Source organism: Streptomyces sp. SudanB25_2051, from assembly GCF_964272635.1.
In the GTDB taxonomy this organism is placed as follows: Bacteria; Actinomycetota; Actinomycetes; order Streptomycetales; family Streptomycetaceae; genus Streptomyces.
In genome coordinates this window covers 4,639,288-4,654,811 of record NZ_OZ186787.1, presented here as the reverse complement: position 1 = coordinate 4,654,811, position 15,524 = coordinate 4,639,288, and the positions used below count along the sequence as shown (strand labels likewise).

The 15,524-nt window shown below is 75.1% G+C and carries 12 protein-coding genes; 5 read left to right on the top strand and 7 right to left on the bottom strand.

Translation table 11 applies throughout. The features are described from left to right. Positions 1-19: 19 nt before the first annotated feature. Positions 20-2,458, top strand: a complete 2,439-nt coding sequence (gene glgB / locus ACSUPT_RS21055; RefSeq protein ID WP_404149318.1) for a 1,4-alpha-glucan branching enzyme — start codon at positions 20-22, stop codon at positions 2,456-2,458. On the opposite strand, the gene ACSUPT_RS21050 is transcribed toward glgB, so the two are convergent. Continuing rightward, positions 2,445-4,688 (bottom strand): HelD family protein, encoded by a 2,244-nt coding sequence (locus tag ACSUPT_RS21050; RefSeq protein WP_365728033.1) that lies wholly within the window; start codon positions 4,686-4,688, stop codon positions 2,445-2,447. The two genes, glgB and ACSUPT_RS21050, sit on opposite strands and share 14 nt — an antisense overlap. Positions 4,689-4,969: 281 nt before the next feature. Here ACSUPT_RS21050 and ACSUPT_RS21045 point away from each other — a divergent pair, with 281 nt between their 5' ends. Further along, positions 4,970-5,284, top strand: a complete 315-nt coding sequence (locus tag ACSUPT_RS21045; RefSeq protein WP_365728035.1) for a hypothetical protein — start codon at positions 4,970-4,972, stop codon at positions 5,282-5,284. Between the two features lie 97 nt (positions 5,285-5,381). Here ACSUPT_RS21045 and ACSUPT_RS21040 read toward each other — a convergent pair whose 3' ends face one another. The 4 genes from ACSUPT_RS21040 to ACSUPT_RS21025 form a co-directional block, all read right to left on the bottom strand. After that, on the bottom strand, positions 5,382-5,711 hold the full coding sequence (locus ACSUPT_RS21040) for a thioredoxin family protein (RefSeq protein ID WP_361663202.1): 330 nt from the start codon (positions 5,709-5,711) through the stop codon (positions 5,382-5,384). Continuing rightward, a complete protein-coding gene (locus ACSUPT_RS21035) occupies positions 5,708-6,145 on the bottom strand; it encodes a MerR family transcriptional regulator (protein ID WP_351967823.1) in 438 nt (145 codons plus the stop codon). Before ACSUPT_RS21035 ends, ACSUPT_RS21040 begins: the two co-directional genes overlap by 4 nt. Before the next feature lie 45 nt (positions 6,146-6,190). Further along, positions 6,191-7,435 carry a YncE family protein gene (locus ACSUPT_RS21030; protein ID WP_361663205.1) on the bottom strand — a complete coding sequence of 415 codons (1,245 nt, stop codon included), beginning with the start codon at positions 7,433-7,435 and terminating at the stop codon, positions 6,191-6,193. A gap of 289 nt (positions 7,436-7,724) precedes the next feature. Continuing rightward, positions 7,725-9,089 carry a cation:dicarboxylate symporter family transporter gene (locus ACSUPT_RS21025; RefSeq protein WP_436945264.1) on the bottom strand — a complete coding sequence of 455 codons (1,365 nt, stop codon included), beginning with the start codon at positions 9,087-9,089 and terminating at the stop codon, positions 7,725-7,727. A gap of 126 nt (positions 9,090-9,215) precedes the next feature. Between ACSUPT_RS21025 and ACSUPT_RS21020 the strand changes: the two genes are divergently transcribed. The 3 genes from ACSUPT_RS21020 (at position 9,216) to ACSUPT_RS21010 (ending at position 12,632) form a co-directional block, all read left to right on the top strand. Continuing rightward, complete coding sequence (locus ACSUPT_RS21020; protein ID WP_436945263.1) at positions 9,216-11,090, top strand: sensor histidine kinase; 1,875 nt, start codon at positions 9,216-9,218, stop codon at positions 11,088-11,090. A 110-nt stretch (positions 11,091-11,200) separates the two neighbouring features. Further along, positions 11,201-11,863, top strand: coding sequence for a response regulator (locus ACSUPT_RS21015; protein ID WP_436946246.1), 663 nt, complete (start codon positions 11,201-11,203; stop codon positions 11,861-11,863). Positions 11,864-12,020: 157 nt separating this feature from the next. Further along, positions 12,021-12,632: a helix-turn-helix domain-containing protein gene (locus ACSUPT_RS21010; protein WP_361663265.1), complete on the top strand. Its 612-nt coding sequence runs from the start codon at positions 12,021-12,023 to the stop codon at positions 12,630-12,632. A gap of 60 nt (positions 12,633-12,692) precedes the next feature. On the opposite strand, the gene ACSUPT_RS21005 is transcribed toward ACSUPT_RS21010, so the two are convergent. Further along, positions 12,693-14,075: a helix-turn-helix domain-containing protein gene (locus ACSUPT_RS21005; protein ID WP_436945261.1), complete on the bottom strand. Its 1,383-nt coding sequence runs from the start codon at positions 14,073-14,075 to the stop codon at positions 12,693-12,695. 206 nt (positions 14,076-14,281) lie between these two features. Further along, positions 14,282-15,307 (bottom strand): ATP-dependent 6-phosphofructokinase, encoded by a 1,026-nt coding sequence (locus ACSUPT_RS21000; protein ID WP_351967828.1) that lies wholly within the window; start codon positions 15,305-15,307, stop codon positions 14,282-14,284. Between the last annotated feature and the right edge of the window lie 217 nt (positions 15,308-15,524).

Here is a 15,524-nt window from a genome sequence, read left to right as displayed (position 1 = left end):
TCCGAGGAGGACTCCCCCCGTGACCCCCCGCCGTCCGACCCGCAAGCCGCCCACGACGAGGACCGCGCAGCCGGTCGTCACCCCCCTGGAGGGCCCCGAGGCGAAGGCGCCCGAGACGCCGCACGCCGCGACCGGAGCGCCGAAGGCCGCGGCCGGGGCCCCCGCCGCCACCACCGCGGCCGCCGGAAAGGCCGCCACCGGGACCGCCCCCGAGGCCGGGCCCGCGGCCCCGGCCGGCACCGCCCCCGTGAAGGCCGCCGCCAAGCGGCCGCCCCGGCCCAGGGACGGGGCGGCCGACGGGGTGCCGGCGCACCCCGTGGAGGGCGCCGACCGGGCGCGGCTGCTGGCCGGCGAGCACCACGACCCGCACGGGCTGCTGGGCGCCCACCCGGTGCCGGAGGGAGTGGCGTTCCGCGCGCTGCGCCCGCACGCCAGGGCGGTCGCCGTGGTCCTCGCCGACGGCACGCGGCACGCCCTGCACGACGACGGCGACGGCCTGTTCTCGGGCGTCCTGCCGCTGCCGGGCGTCCCGGACGGCTACCGGCTGCTCGTCTCGTACGAGGAGGCGGAGCTGGAGGTCCACGACCCGTACCGGTTCCTGCCCGCGCTGGGCGAGCTGGACCTGCATCTGATCCGGGAGGGCCGCCACGAGGAGCTGTGGACGGCGCTCGGCGCGCGGGTGATGACCCATCAGGGCGTGGCGGGGACCCGCTTCACCGTGTGGGCGCCGAACGCGCGCGGGGTGCGGCTCGCCGGGGACTGGACGTTCTGGGACGGCACGGGGCTGCCGATGCGGTCGCTGGGCGCGAGCGGGGTCTGGGAGCTGTTCGTGCCCGGCATCGGCGAGGGCACCCTGTACAAGTTCGAGGTGGTCGGCCCGGACGGGCACCACGCGCTGCGCGCCGACCCGATGGCGCGGCGCACCCAGTGCCCGCCGGAGACCGCGTCCGTCGTCACGGCCTCGCACCACGAGTGGCGGGACGCGGAGTGGATGGCCCGGCGGGGCGAGCGGCCGGTGCACGAGGCGCCGTTCTCCGTGTACGAGGTGCACCTGCCGTCCTGGCGGCCGGGGCTGTCGTACCGGGAGCTCGCCGATGTGCTCCCGGCGTACGTCAAGGACCTCGGGTTCACGCACGTGGAGCTGATGCCGGTCGCCGAGCACCCGTACAGCCCGTCCTGGGGCTACCAGGTCACCTCGTACTACGCGCCGACGGCCCGGCTGGGCACGCCGGACGACTTCAAGTACCTGGTGGACCGGCTGCACCAGGAGGGCATCGGGGTCCTGGTGGACTGGGTGCCGGCGCACTTCCCGAAGGACGACTGGGCGCTGGCCCGGTTCGACGGGACGCCGCTGTACGAGCACCCGGACCCGCGCCGTGCCGAGCACCCCGACTGGGGGACGCTGGAGTTCGACTACGGCCGCACGGAGGTGCGCAACTTCCTGGTGGCGAACGCGGTCTACTGGTGCCAGGAGTTCCACATCGACGGGCTGCGCGTGGACGCGGTCGCCTCGATGCTGTACCTGGACTACTCCCGCGAGTACGGCGAGTGGGCGCCCAACGAGTACGGCGGGCGGGAGAACTTCGACGCGGTCCGCTTCCTGCAGGAGATGAACGCGACCGTGTACCGGCGCTGCCCCGGCGTGGTGACGATCGCGGAGGAGTCCACCGCCTGGGAGGGCGTGACCCGCCCCACCGACCAGGGCGGCCTGGGCTTCGGGCTGAAGTGGAACATGGGCTGGATGCACGACTCGCTGGTGTACGTCTCCAAGGAGCCGGTCCACCGCAAGTACCACCACAACGAGATGACCTTCTCGATGGTGTACGCGTACAGCGAGAACTACGTGCTGCCGATCTCGCACGACGAGGTGGTGCACGGCAAGCAGGCGCTGGTGTCGAAGATGCCCGGCGACTGGTGGCAGCGGCGCGCCAACCACCGGGCGTACCTGGGCTTCATGTGGGCCCACCCGGGCAAGCAACTGCTGTTCATGGGGCAGGAGTTCGCGCAGGGCGCCGAGTGGTCCCACGCGGAGGGGCCCGAGTGGTGGCTGCTGGCCGACGACTACCACTCGGCGGGCGACCACCGGGGGGTGCGCGACCTGGTGCGCGATCTGAACGCGGTGTACGCGGCGACGCCCGCGCTGTGGGAGCGGGACACCGTCCCGGAGGGCTTCCAGTGGGCGCTGGGCGACGCCGCCGACGACAACGTGTTCGCGTTCCTGCGGTACGACGCGCAGGGCTCCCCGCTGCTGGCGGTGAGTAACTTCTCGCCCGTGGTGCGGCACGACTACCGGCTGTGGGCCCCGGAGTCCGTACCGGCGTGGACGGAGGTCCTCAACACGGACGCCGCGCGGTACGGCGGCAGCGATGTGCGCAACGACGGCCCGCTGAAGCGCGGGGACGACGGGGTCCGCATGACGCTGCCGCCGCTGGCGACGGTCTGGTTCAGGCCCGCCTGAGCCGTACGAGGCCCAGCCGCCGGGTCGCCCGGGTCAGCGCCACGTACAGGTCGTTGACGCCGAGCGGTCCGGCGGCGCGGATGCCGTCGGGGTCCGCGACGATCACGGTGTCGAACTCCAGGCCCTTCGCCTGCCGCGGGTCGATGACGACGACCGGGCGGGTGAGGTCGGGGTTCGGGCCGTGCGACGCGTCGGGGAGCGCGGCCGTCAGGGCGGGGTGGTGGGCGGCGGGCGCGACGACGGCGAGCCGCCCCTCGCCCTTGAGCTCGTCGGCGACGGCCCGCGCGACCGCGGCCGGCAGGTCGTCCGTGACGGTCTCCCAGGGCGGTTCGCCGGTGGAGCGCACCGAGCGGGGCGGCTGGAAGTCCGGTTCGTCGGCGCGCCGCAGCTCGGCCGCGACCTCCATGATCTCGGCGGGGGTGCGGTAGTTGACGCCGAGCGTGACGTGCTCATAGCGGTCCCCGACGTACGGGGCGAGGATCTCGCGCCAGGAGCCGCAGCCCGCCGCGTCGCCGGTCTGGGCGGGGTCCCCGACGAGGGTCATGGAGCGGGTGGGGATGCGGCGCATCAGCAGCCGCCACGCCATCGCGGACAGCTCCTGCGCCTCGTCCACGATGATGTGGCCGAACGCCCAGGTGCGGTCGGCGGCGGCGCGCTCGGCGGCGGTGCGGTGGTCGTCCTCCTCGTGGCGCTCCGCGAACCGCTCGGCGTCGATGACGTCGTGGGCGGCGAGCACTTCGGACTCCTCGTCCTCGAACTCGTAGGTGCGCGAGGCGTACGACACGTCGAGGACGCCCTGCGCGTAGGCGACGCGGCGGGCGCGCTCGCGGGCCGCGGCGGCGCGGGCGGCGGTGTCGTCCTCGCCCAGCAGCTCCGCCGCCTCGTCCAGGAGCGGCACGTCGGCGGGGGTCCAGGGGCTGCCCGGGTCGCGGCGCACGAACTCGGCCTCGCCGTCGGGGAGGTAGCCGTAGGGGTCCTCCAGGAACCGTTCGACCAGCCGCTGGGGGGTCAGCACGGGCCACAGCTCGTCGATGGCGGCGTGCACCTCGTCGCTGGCGGCGATCTCCTTGCCGATCTGGGCGATGTCGGAGGCGTCGAGGAGGTTCGGGCCGCCGTACGGGTCGGCGCCGAGCCGGTCGGCGAGCTGGGCGGTGAGCGCGTCGATGATCCGGGTGGCGAAGCGGGGCCGGGCCAGATTGTGCGGCAGGCCGGTCCCGCGGGCGTCCCAGCGGGCGTCCTCGGCGGTGTCCCGGTCGAGGAGCAGCGTTCCGTAGTCCTCGTGGTCGATCTCCAGGGGCTCGCCGGTGGGCGGCACGGTCTGCTGGTCGCGGACGAAGGCGGCCAGCACCTCGGCCATGGCGGCGCGGCCCTTGATCTCGGCGGCCTCCGGGGTGTCGGTGCCGGTGGCGCGGACGCCGGGGAACAGCTCCCCGACGGTGGCGAGCAGCACGCCGGTCTCGCCGAGGCTCGGCAGGACGTCCCCGATGTAGCGCAGGAACGCGGTGTTCGGCCCGACGACGAGCACGGCCCGGCGGGCCAGCAGCTCCCGCTGGGCGTACAGCAGATAGGCGGCGCGGTGCAGGGCGACGGCGGTCTTGCCGGTGCCGGGGCCGCCCTCCACGACGAGGACGCCCTGGTGCGGGGCGCGGATGACGCGGTCCTGCTCGGCCTGGACGGTCCGCACGATGTCGCTCATCCGGCCGGTGCGGGCGGCGCCGAGGGCGGCGAGCAGCACCTCGTCGGCGTCGCGCCCCTCGTGGCCGCTGCGCGTGGGGTCGCCCAGGTCGAGGATCTCGTCGTGCAGGGCGGTGACCTCGCGGCCACTGGTGGTGAGGTGGCGGCGCCGGCTGAGGCCCATGGGGGTGTGGCCGGTCGCCAGGTAGAACGGGCGGGCCACCTCGGCGCGCCAGTCGATGACGAGCGGGGTGCGCTCGGCGTCGTCCTCGCGGATGCCGATGCGCCCGATGTGGTGGTCGCGCCCGTCGCGGAACACGAGCCTCCCGAAGCACAGGCCCTGGTCGCCGGCGTTGTACGCGGCGAGCAGCCCCGACTGCTCGGCGACCGCGATGTCCCGCTCGATCCTCGCCTGCCGGCCGTTCCCGGCGTTCTTGAGCGCGTCGCGCACGGCGGCCTCGGCCCGTTCCCGCAGGAGGTCGAGCCGCTCGTAGAGCCCGCTGACGAACCGCTGCTCGTCCCGCAGCGCCTCGGTCTGCCCGATTGACAATTCCACTCCCGACGCGATAACGTGTGCCTGTTGATTCCGCACGCCCGCTTTTGCGTGCCCGCATGCGGAATCCACCACTATACGCGCGCCCCCTCCCCGCCCGCCAATTCACCGGCGCGGGGTTTTTTCATGTCCGCGCCCCCTCTTCTCGCACGGGCGGCCGGACGCGCGCCCCGCCGACGGACGCGGCTTCGGACCCCGCCCGCCGAGGGGTCGTGGACGTGCGGCACGGGAGGTGCCATGATCGCGCGGGTGTCCGGCGCGGGTCCGGCCCGCAAGGAGGGGACATGGGGTTCTACCTCGGCATACCGGTCGTCCTGCTGGCGGTGCTGCTCGCCGCGTCGGGGGTCGCGGCCATCACCCGCGGCTGGGTCCTGCCCTGGACCCGGAAGGCCGTCCGGCGCACCCGCCTCCACGGCTGGGCCCAGCTGGCCATGGCCGCCGCCCTGTGCTGCCAGGTGGGCTTCGGCCTGATGGTCGGCGACCTCGGCGCCCGGCAGGCGGGAACCCTGGGCGGCAGCGTGCTCATGCTGGCCGGCATCCTGCTGATGGCGGCGAGCCAGCGCGCGCCCGGCGGCCGGCAGGACAGCCCCGCGCCCTGAGGCGCGGCGCCCCGCGGTCGCGGCCGCGCGGGGCCTCAGCCGCGGGGGCTCTGAGTCGCGGGGCCTCAGCCGCGGGGGCTCTCAGTCGCGGGGGCCCTCAGTCGCGGGGGGTGAGGTCCAGGGCCCTCAGCAGGCGCCGCTTGGACAGGGCGCCCACCACCGAGCGGACCGGCTCGCCGTCGCGGAACAGGAACGTCGTCGGGGTGGACAGCACCGCGTAGCGGGCCACCGCCTCCGGGCTGGTGTCCACGTCCACGGCCACCACGTCCAGTTCGTCCGCGTGCTCCTCGGCGACGCGTTCCAGGACGGGGGCCAGCTGCCGGCACGGAACGCACCAGGTGGCGGTGAACTCGACCAGGACGGGGCGGCCGGCGGCGAGGACCTCGGCGGCGAAGTCGGCGTCGGTGACGGTTCTCAGGGTGCTCATGTTCCGAGGGCTCCTCGTGTCGCTGACGGAGTGGGCCCCGCGAACTCGCAAGCCGGCTCGGGGGCTTCGTACGCGGTGGCGGCGGTCGCCTCGGCGGCGGCCAGATGCGCGGCGACCTGTGCCCGGACGGTGCCCAACTGGTCCATCAAGGCGTCCAGTTCGGCCAGCTTCCGCCGGTACACGGCGAGCGAGGCCGGGCAGGCGTCGCCCGTCGGGTGCCCGGCGCGCAGGCACTCGACGAACGGCCGGGTCTCCTCCAGGCCGAAGCCGAAGTCCTTCAGGACGAGGATCTGCCGCAGCAGCCGCAGGTCCTCCTCGCCGTAGGTCCGGTATCCGCTCTCGCCGCGGCGCGCCGGGAGCAGCCCGCGCGCCTCGTAGTAGCGCAGGGTGCGGGTGGTGACCCCGGCGCGCCGGGCCAGTTCGCCGATTCGCATGCTGTGAACGTACGGCTTGACGTCGGCGTCAAGGCAAGGGCCCGGTCACTCCTGCGGGGTGAGACCCGCCAGCGCCTCGGGGGCCGCGCGGCCCGTGCGCTCCCGCTGCGGGAAGTCCCCGACCTTGATCCGCGCGACCTCCTTCGCCGTGGCGTAGTCCACGACCGACACCTCGTCCCGGTTGGACAGCGTCACCCAGCAGGTGCCACCGTCCGGCCCGGTCACCGACCAGTACGGCAGGGAGCCCTGCGGGTAGTGGACGAAGCCGTCGGTGGTGAGCGCCGGGCGGGAGACGACGGCCGTGTAGTCGTCGATGGTCCCGGCCGTGCAGAGCTTGTCGCGCGCCGCGTTCATGGCCATGCCGTGGTGCGCGGAGTTCTGCGGGTAGTCGTCCGGTTCGAGCGCCGCTCCGGCCGGGCTGAAGGGCATCTCGACGGTGCGGACCGTGCGGCCGGCTTCGAGGTCGTACTCGATGAAGCCGTTCAGGTAGGAGAGCTGCGCGTACATCGTCCTGCCGTCCGGGGTCACCACGGCCGGGCGGATGCCGTGCTCGAAGGTGTGGGTGCGGACGACCTTCAGGGTCTTCGCGTCCACGACGGTGACCTGCTTGCTGCCCTTGAGGAAGTTGAGGGCCTTGGGCAGGGAGGTCACGCCGATGGACATGTTGTAGATAAGGGAGCCGTCGGCGGAGTACATGTTCTCGTGCGGGTACGTGCCCGTGGGGAACTCGCCGGTGACGCGGCCGGTGGCCGTGTCGAGCGTCTGCGCCTTGGCGGCGGTGATGGCCGACACGACGAAGGTGCGGCCGTCGGCGGAGAGCGCCGCGTGGTCGGCCTTCAGTCCCGCCAGGTGCGTCCGCCACAGCTGGCGGCCGGTGGCCACGTCGTACGCGGCGGCGTCGCCGAGGTTGCCGCGCGAGACGTACAGGGTGCGGCCGTCCGGCGACAGGTGCGCGTCGTCCACGAACTTGTCGCCGCCCGCCTGCTGCCTGACCACCTCGTACGCGGCGCGGCGCAGCGGGTCCATGCCGCGCAGGACCTCCTCCAGGTCGGGCACGACGTCCAGGGTGCCGAGGTTCCGGTACGTGCGGGCGTCGAGGAAGCTCACGGTGCCGTCGGCGCTGTTGCCGACCAGGACCACGTCCCGGAGGGCGTCGGAGACGGCGGCCTCCGGGGCGGACGGGGCCTGCGGAGCCGCGGGCTGGGCCGCCGTCGCCGCCGGGAGGGCGGCGGTGGCGAGGAGTGCGGCGGTGAGGGCGAGCGCGGAGGTCGTACGGGCCAGACGTGACATGGGGGGTCCATCCCTTCACACCGGTGCGGGTGGCGGTCGTCGCCGGGACGTGCGCGGGCGCGTACAGGTGTCATGCGCGCGCCATGTTACCGGCGGTACGCGCAGAGGGGACCCCCGTGGAACGGGTGCGGGCGCGGGGCCGGCCCTGCTCCGGCTCCCGCGCCCGCACCTCCCGGACGGCTTCTCCCGACGAGTCCCCGGCGAGGTCCCGGCGCGCGTCCCCGACGACGTCCCGGACGGCTTCCCCGGCGGCGTCCGGCCCGCGTCGCGCCCGCGTCGCGGCAGGCCGTCAGACCTTGGCGGGCTGCCCCGCGTCGGCGGGCCGCTCCGCCGGACCGCCGGCGTCGTCCGGGGCGGCCGTGCCGTGTCCGTCGTCCAGCAGGGTCGTCTCGTCGAACGGCGCCCGCCCGGCGAGCACCTCCGCCACCCGCTCCTTGTCGATCTCCTTGGTCCAGGTGCCGATCAGGACCGTCGCCACCGCGTTGCCCGCGAAGTTGGTCAGGGCGCGCGCCTCGCTCATGAACCGGTCGATGCCCACGATCAGGCCCACGCCGTCCACCAGCGCCGGCTTGTGCGACTGGAGGCCGCCCGCGAGGGTCGCGAGCCCGGCGCCCGTGACACCGGCCGCGCCCTTCGACGCGATGACCATGAAGACGAGGAGGGAGATCTGCTCGCCGACCGCCAGCGGCTGCCCCATCGCCTCGGCGACGAAGAGCGACGCCATCGTCAAGTAGATCGCCGTGCCGTCCAGGTTGAAGGAGTAGCCGGTCGGCACGGTGATGCCGACGACCGGCTTGCTGACGCCCAGGTGCTCCATCTTGGCGATCAGGCGCGGCAGCGCCGACTCGGACGACGAGGTGGAGAGGATCAGCAGGAACTCCCGCGCGAGGTACTTGAACAGCGCGAAGACACCCACCCCGGCCACCAGCCGCAGCAGCGCGCCCAGCACCACGAAGACGAAGAGGACGCAGGTGGCGTAGAAGCCGAGCATGATGACGGCGAGCGACTTCAGCGCGTCCAGGCCCGTCGAGCCGACCACCGCGGCGATGGCGCCGAACGCGCCGACCGGCGCCGCCCACATGATCATCGCCAGGATGCGGAAGACCAGCCGCTGGATGTGCCCGATGCCGCGCAGCACCGGCTCACCCGCCTTGCCCATCGCCTGGAGCGCGAAGCCCGCCAGCAGCGCGACCAGCAGGGTCTGGAGGACCTCGCCCTCGGTGAACGCCGACACGAGCGTCTTGGGGATGATCCCCAGCAGGAAGTCGACGGTGCTCTCGCTGGCCCCCTCGGCCTGCTGCGAGCCCGCCGCGCGGGTCTCCTCGGTGATGCGCAGCCCGGCGCCGGGCTCCAGCAGATTGCCGACGACCAGGCCGATCGCGAGGGCGACCGTCGACATGACCATGAAGTACCCGAGGGCCAGACCGCCGACGGCGCCCACCTTCGCGGCCTTGCGGACCGAGCCGACGCCCAGCACGATCGTGCAGAAGATGACCGGCGAGATCATCATCTTGATCAGGTTGACGAAGCCGGTGCCGAGCGGCTTGAGCTCCTTGGCCACGTCCGGCGCGGCGAAGCCGACGGCGATGCCGAGCACGACCGCCGCGATGACGGCCAGATAGAGATAGTGGGTACGTTCCCGCCGTGCGGCCACGGGGTCCTCCCTCGAAGTGTTCGCTCCACGTCCCGGTGGATCCCCGCGACTATCCACCACGCCTGTGAAGCAGGTCACCGTTGCGTGCGTTTCGTTCACGCGTTTTCGGCCGTGCAGACTTACCGCATGCGCCTCCCCCGCCCCCGCAGCCTGGCCGGCCAGCTCTTCGCGATGCAGGCCGTGCTGGTGGCGGTCATCGTGGCCGGGTGCGCCGTCTTCGCGTATGTGACCGACCGCGCCCAGGCGGAGGAGACCGCCCGCCGGCAGGCGACCGCCACCGCGACGGCCGTCGCCCGCTCCCCCTCGGTCGTCGCCGCGGCGCACTCCGACAACCCGACGGCCGCGCTCCAGCCGTACGCCGACGCCCTCACCGGCGAGCACGGCGTGACGTTCGTGGTGGTCATGGCGCCGGACGGGACGCGCTGGACGCACCCGGAGGCGGACCGGATAGGCGGCACGTACCTGGGCCACATCGACGCGGCGCGGCGCGGCGGCACGCTGACGGAGACGTACGACGGGACGCTCGGCCGGTCCGTGCGGACGGTCACGCCCGTGTGGGACCGGGACCGGATCGTCGCCCTGGTCAGCGCGGGCATCACCGTCGACCGGATCAGCGAGCAGCTGCGGCGCCAGGTCACCGCCCTGCTCGGCTTCGCGGGCGGGGCGCTGGCGCTCGGCGCGGTGGGCACCTATGTGATCAACGCGCGGCTGCGGCGCCACACCCACGGGATGAACGCCGCCGAACTGAGCCGGATGCACGACTACCACCAGGCGGCTCTGCACGCGGTGCGCGAGGGCCTGCTGATGCTGGACGGACAGCGGCGGATCGCGCTGGTCAACGACGGGGCGCGGGAGCTGCTGGGGCTGCCCGGGGACGCCGTGGGCACCCCGGTCGCCGAGCTGGGGCTGCCGCCGTCGCTGACGGGCGCGCTGCTGGCGGCCGAGCCGCGCGAGGACGAGCTGCACCTCACGGCGGACCGGGTCCTGGTCGTGTCGACCCGGCCGGTGGTCGGCGGGGAGCGGCGCGGCACGGTCGTGACCCTGCGGGACCGCACCGAGCTCCAGGCGCTGTCCGGGGAGCTCGACTCCGAGCGGGGCTTCACCCAGGCGCTGCGGGCGCAGGCGCACGAGGCGGCGAACCGGCTGCACACGGTCGTGTCGCTGATCGAGCTGGGCCGGGTGGAGGAGGCGGTCGGCTTCGCCACGGCCGAGCTGGAGCTCGCGCAGGCGCTGACGGACCAGGTGGTCGACGCGGTGGGCGAGCCGGTGCTGGCGGCGCTGCTGCTCGGCAAGTCCGCGCAGGCCGCGGAGCGGGGCGTCGAACTGGTCCTGACGGACGACAGCCGCGTCGACGACCAGCTCCTGCCGCCGCACCTGGCGCCACGGGACCTCGTCACGATCCTGGGCAACCTGATCGACAACGCCGTCGAGGCCGCGCAGGGCTCGGCCGGCTCGCGCGTGACGGTCACGCTCGCCACGGCCGGCGGCGAGCTGCTGCTGCGCGTGGCGGACACGGGCCCGGGGGTGCCGCCCGCCGACGCGGAGGCCGTCTTCACCGGCGGCTGGTCCACGCGGGGGCCGGGGCGCGGCATCGGGCTGCCGCTGGTCCGCCAGGCGGCCCACCGCGCGGGCGGCCGCGTGGAGCTGGGCGCGGCGGCGGAGGGCGGCGCGCAGTTCACGGTACGGCTGCCGCTGGGGGACGCGCGGGGATCCCGTGCCGGGGCCGGGGCCGGGGCGGGGGCCGGGGCCGGGGAGCGGCCGGAGCGGGTATCGTCACCGGGTCGCCCGGGCGGCGCGGCCGCGGGTGCGCAAGCGCGTGGCGACGGCGCCGGGAAGGCCGCGCCCGGCGGGGCTTCCGGTGCCGGGGCTTCCGGTGCCGGGGCTTCCGGTGCCGGGGCTTCCGGTGCGGGGACTGCCGGTGCCGGGGCCGTGGACGCGGCGGCCTGCGGTGACGTGCGGCCGGGGGCCGGGGACGAGGACGGGGCGGAGGCGGTGAGGTGAGCGCGGAGAGAGGCGCGGGCGCGGTCCCGGGCGGAGGCACCGGGCCGGGCGCGGGCGCCGGCGCGAGTCCCGGCGGCGGGCCGGCGGCGGGCGGGCCCGGCATCAGGGTCCTGGTCGTGGAGGACGACCCCGTGGCCGCCGACGCGCACGCGCTGTACGCCGGGCGCGTGGCGGGCTTCCGGGTCGTCGGCGTCGCCCACTCGCGCGCCGCCGCCGTGCGGCTCCTCGAACGCACGCCCGTCGACCTGATCCTCCTCGACCTGTACCTCCCGGACGGCCACGGGCTGCACCTGCTGCGTTCCCTGCGGGCCGCCGGGCACTCCGCCGACGTGATCGCCGTGACGTCCGCGCGCGATCTGGCGGTCGTGCGCGAGGGCGTGTCGCTGGGCGTGGTGCAGTACGTGCTGAAGCCGTTCACGTTCGCCACGCTGCGGGACCGGCTCGCCCGGTACGCCGAGTTCCGCGCGGCCGTGGGCGAGGCGTCCGGGCAGGACGAGGTGGACCGGGCGCTGGCCGCGCTGCGCGCCCCGCAGCCCGCCGCGCTGCCCAAGGGGCTCAGCGCGCCGACCCTCACCGCCGTCACCCGCACCCTGCGGGAGGCGCCCGAGGGCCTGACAGCCGCCGAGGCGGGCGCCGCCGTGGGCATCTCGCGCATCACCGCCCGCCGCTACCTGGAGCACCTGGTGTCCGCCGGCCGGGCCGAGCGCAGCCCCCAGTACGGGCAGGTCGGCCGCCCGGAACTCCAGTACCGCTGGCTCCCCGGGACCCGCTGAGAACCCTGGACCTTCCTCCAACATTCTCCGTTGTTCGAACGGACCGTAGCCAGGGGTAACGGTCCGCACCTAGCTTGTGCGCGTGCACCAGCGACCCACCGCTCCCACGCCCCCGTTCAACGCCCTCGCCGCGCGCCGCCTCCGCGAGGGCCTGGGCATGGCGCCCGGCCACGTCGCGTACGGGCTGCGCGCGCAGTACGGACTGGACGTCCCGCCCGAGACCGTCATCGCCTGGGAGCGCGGCGCCGCCCGCCCCGACGCACGCGAGCTCACCGCGCTCGCCGGCGTTCTGTGGTGCGCCCCCGGCGACCTCCTGGCCGCCGCGACGACCCTGCGGGAGCACCGCATGGCGCGCGGCATGGCCCCCGAGGACCTGGCCAGGCGCGTCGGGCTCGACCCCAAGGCGTACGCGCGGATGGAGGAGTCGGGCCGCTGGCGCGGCAACGAGCGGCAGACCGCCGAACTGGCGCGGGTCCTGGGCCTGGGCCCGCGCGAACTGCTGAACGCCACCGGCCGGGACGACGAGCTGGCCGAGCTGCTGCGGGACGCGGTCACCACGCGCTGGCAGGCGTACGTCCGCCCGGCCGCGAAGCTGCTGCCGATGCGCCGCGAGCACCTGGAGGACGTGCTCCAGCGGCTGCACTCCGACTACCAGGCGCGGATGGTCGCCACGTACAGCTGGGGCGACTCGGGCGGCAGCGGCGGCGAGGCGGGCCGCGAGTACCTGGACCGGATCGTCGACCACTTCTGGTCCATGGCGCGGCTGTAGGCGCCGACCGGAAGCGACCGTTCCCACTGGCGGCCGCAGGCGCCCGCGCGCCGGGCCCGCTCAGCGGTCGGCGGGGCGGTGCGGGAAGGCGAACAGCTGGCCGGTGCCGTCCGCGGCGCAGGGCTTCAGGACGACCGCCGTCCAGGGGGTGCGGGACGCGCCGGGCACGGTGACGCACAGCCCCGTGGCGGCGTTGCGGAGGCGGTGACCCCGCTCCGGACCGCCGTCCGGGGGCTCGATCCGGAACACCTCGCGCGTGCCGCGCTTGCCGCACTCCTGGTCCGTGAGCGGCGCGCCGTCCTCGTCGGCCACCTCGGCGGCCACGCCGGAGCAGCCGGGGCCGAAGTCGGGGTGGTCCGAGGCGATCCGCCACGCCCCGCCGGGCAGGCGGACCAGCGAGTACCGGGGGACGACCGCGCCGGCGCACTCCACCTGGTACACCTGCCCGCTCCGCTGCCCGCGCCGCTCGTTGAGGCACAGCCCGGAGTGCACGGCGCGGATGTCGACACCGCCGGCGGCGGGCGGGACGGCGGCGGGCGGACGGCGGTCCTCGTCGCCGCCCCCGCCGAGGTACGCGGCGACGGTCGTCACGGCGACGACCAGCGCGACGCCGCCCACGACCGGTACGAGCGCCCGGCCGGCCCACCCCCGCACGTCCCGGACCCGCCGCTCCGCGGGGTGGGCGGACGCGGGCCGGTCCTCCGCCGCCAGGTCGTCGACACGCCGGTGGTCCACGGCGGCTTCCCGGTCAGGCGTTTCGGGGCCCGGGACCTCGTGCGCCCCGCGCCGGTCCTCGGGGGCGTGGTCCCGGTCCGCCTCGGGGGCCCGGTCCCGACGGCCCTCACGATCCTCGCCGCGGCCGGACGCGTCCCGCGCCGGGGCGCCCGCGGATGCCTCGGATGCCGGGCCGGCAGGGTCCGACGGGGCGTCCGCCGAGGGCCGCCCGGCCCCGCCCGGCTGTCCGCCTTCGCCCGGCCGTACCTCCCCGCCCGGCCGTCCGTCCCCGCCGGACCCGCCGCCCTCCACAGGTCCGCCGCCCCGGCCCGGACGGCCGTCCTCACCGGGCCGTACGTCCTCGTCCGGGTCGCCGTCGTACGGCGGGCACGTGCACGCGCCGGGCGGGCAGGCGCACGGGACGGGGGCCGGCTGGTGGGTGCGGCGGGCGGCCAGGTGTTTGCGGGCGGCCAGCCAGCGTTCCGTCTCGTCCGGCCCGGCCCCGCACGCCCGCACGAAGGCGACCAGCAGCTCCTCGCGGGGCAGGGTCGCGCGCGACAGCATGTTGGCGACCGTCGAGCGCGGCAGGCTGTCGCCGACGGCCTCGGCGCGGGCGGTCAGTTCGCGGTAGGTGAGCCCCGACCAGTCCTTGAGCTCCTGCAACCGGGCGACGAACCCCGCGGGGTCGTGGACGTCCCGAGGCCCGGGAGCTCTCTCCCCCTCGGCCATCAGCGCTCCCTCTCGTCGCCGCCCGCACGCGCGGACGTCCCGGACAAGGCTCGGACATGTCCCGGACAAGCCCCAAGCCTTGTGGAAAGGGCGGAGCCGCTCAAGAGTGGTTTTCGGCCGCGGGAGCCGACGACGAGCGGCCTTGATCGTCACGGGGGTACGGTCGGGGCCGCTCGTCCGGCCGCGCGCGGCGGCGCGCCCAGGGGTCAGAAGACGGACTCCGCCTCCCGCATCCGGTCCTCGGGCACCGTCTTGAGCCGGGTCGTCGCGTCCGCCAGCGGGGCCATCGTGATGGTCGTGCCGCGCAGGGCGGTCATCATGCCGAAGTCGCCCCGGTGCGCCGCCTCCACCGCGTGCCAGCCGAACCGGGTCGCGAGGACCCGGTCGTACGCGGTCGGGGTGCCGCCCCGCTGGACGTGGCCGAGGATCACGGGCCTGGCCTCCTTGCCGAGGCGCTTCTCCAGCTCCTTGGCCAGCCGGGTGCCGATGCCCTGGAACCGCTCGTGCCCGTACTGGTCGATCTCGCCCTTGCGGTACTCCATGGAGCCCTCCGCCGGGTGCGCGCCCTCCGCGACGCAGATCACCGCGAACTTCTTGCCCCGCGCGAACCGCTCCTCGACCATCTTGACCAGGTCGTCCACCTCGAAGGGCCGCTCCGGCAGGCAGATGCCGTGCGCGCCGCCCGCCATGCCCGACTCCAGGGCGATCCAGCCGGCGTGACGGCCCATCACCTCCACGACCATCACGCGCTGGTGGGACTCGGCGGTGGTCTTCAGACGGTCTATGGCCTCGGTGGCGACCATCACGGCCGTGTCGAAGCCGAAGGTGCGGTCCGTGGACGAGATGTCGTTGTCGATGGTCTTGGGGACGCCGACCACCGGCATGCCCGCGTCGGACAGCATGCGGGCCGCCGTCAGGGTGCCCTCGCCACCGATGGGGATGAGTACGTCGATGCCGTACCGGCGCTGGAGGTCCGCGCAGTTCTCGGCGGCCTCCCGGAGGCGGGCGCGCTCCAGCCGGGCCGAGCCGAGGATGGTGCCGCCGCGGGCGAGGATGCCGCTGACCGCGTTCAGGTCGAGGGGGCGGAAGTGGCCGTCGAGCAGCCCCTTGAAGCCGTCCTCGAAGCCGATGACCTCGTCCCCGTGCCCGGTGAGCGCGCGGTGCACGACCGAGCGGATGACGGCGTTCAGGCCGGGGCAGTCGCCGCCTGCGGTGAGAACTCCGATGCGCATCGTGCTGTGTCTCCTGCTCGGTAGGGGTTCGTCGTGCCGTACGGGGCGCCACCCGAATTGTCCCACGGGCCGTGTTCCTCCCGCCGGACCGGCCGTGCCGGGGCCGCCCGGCCGGCCCCGCCGCGACGGCCCGCGGACCTGCCGGGGCGGCCGTACCCGGTCCCGCCGGAACGCCCGGCCGGGCATGCCGGGGCGCCCGTACCCGGCAAGCGCTCTA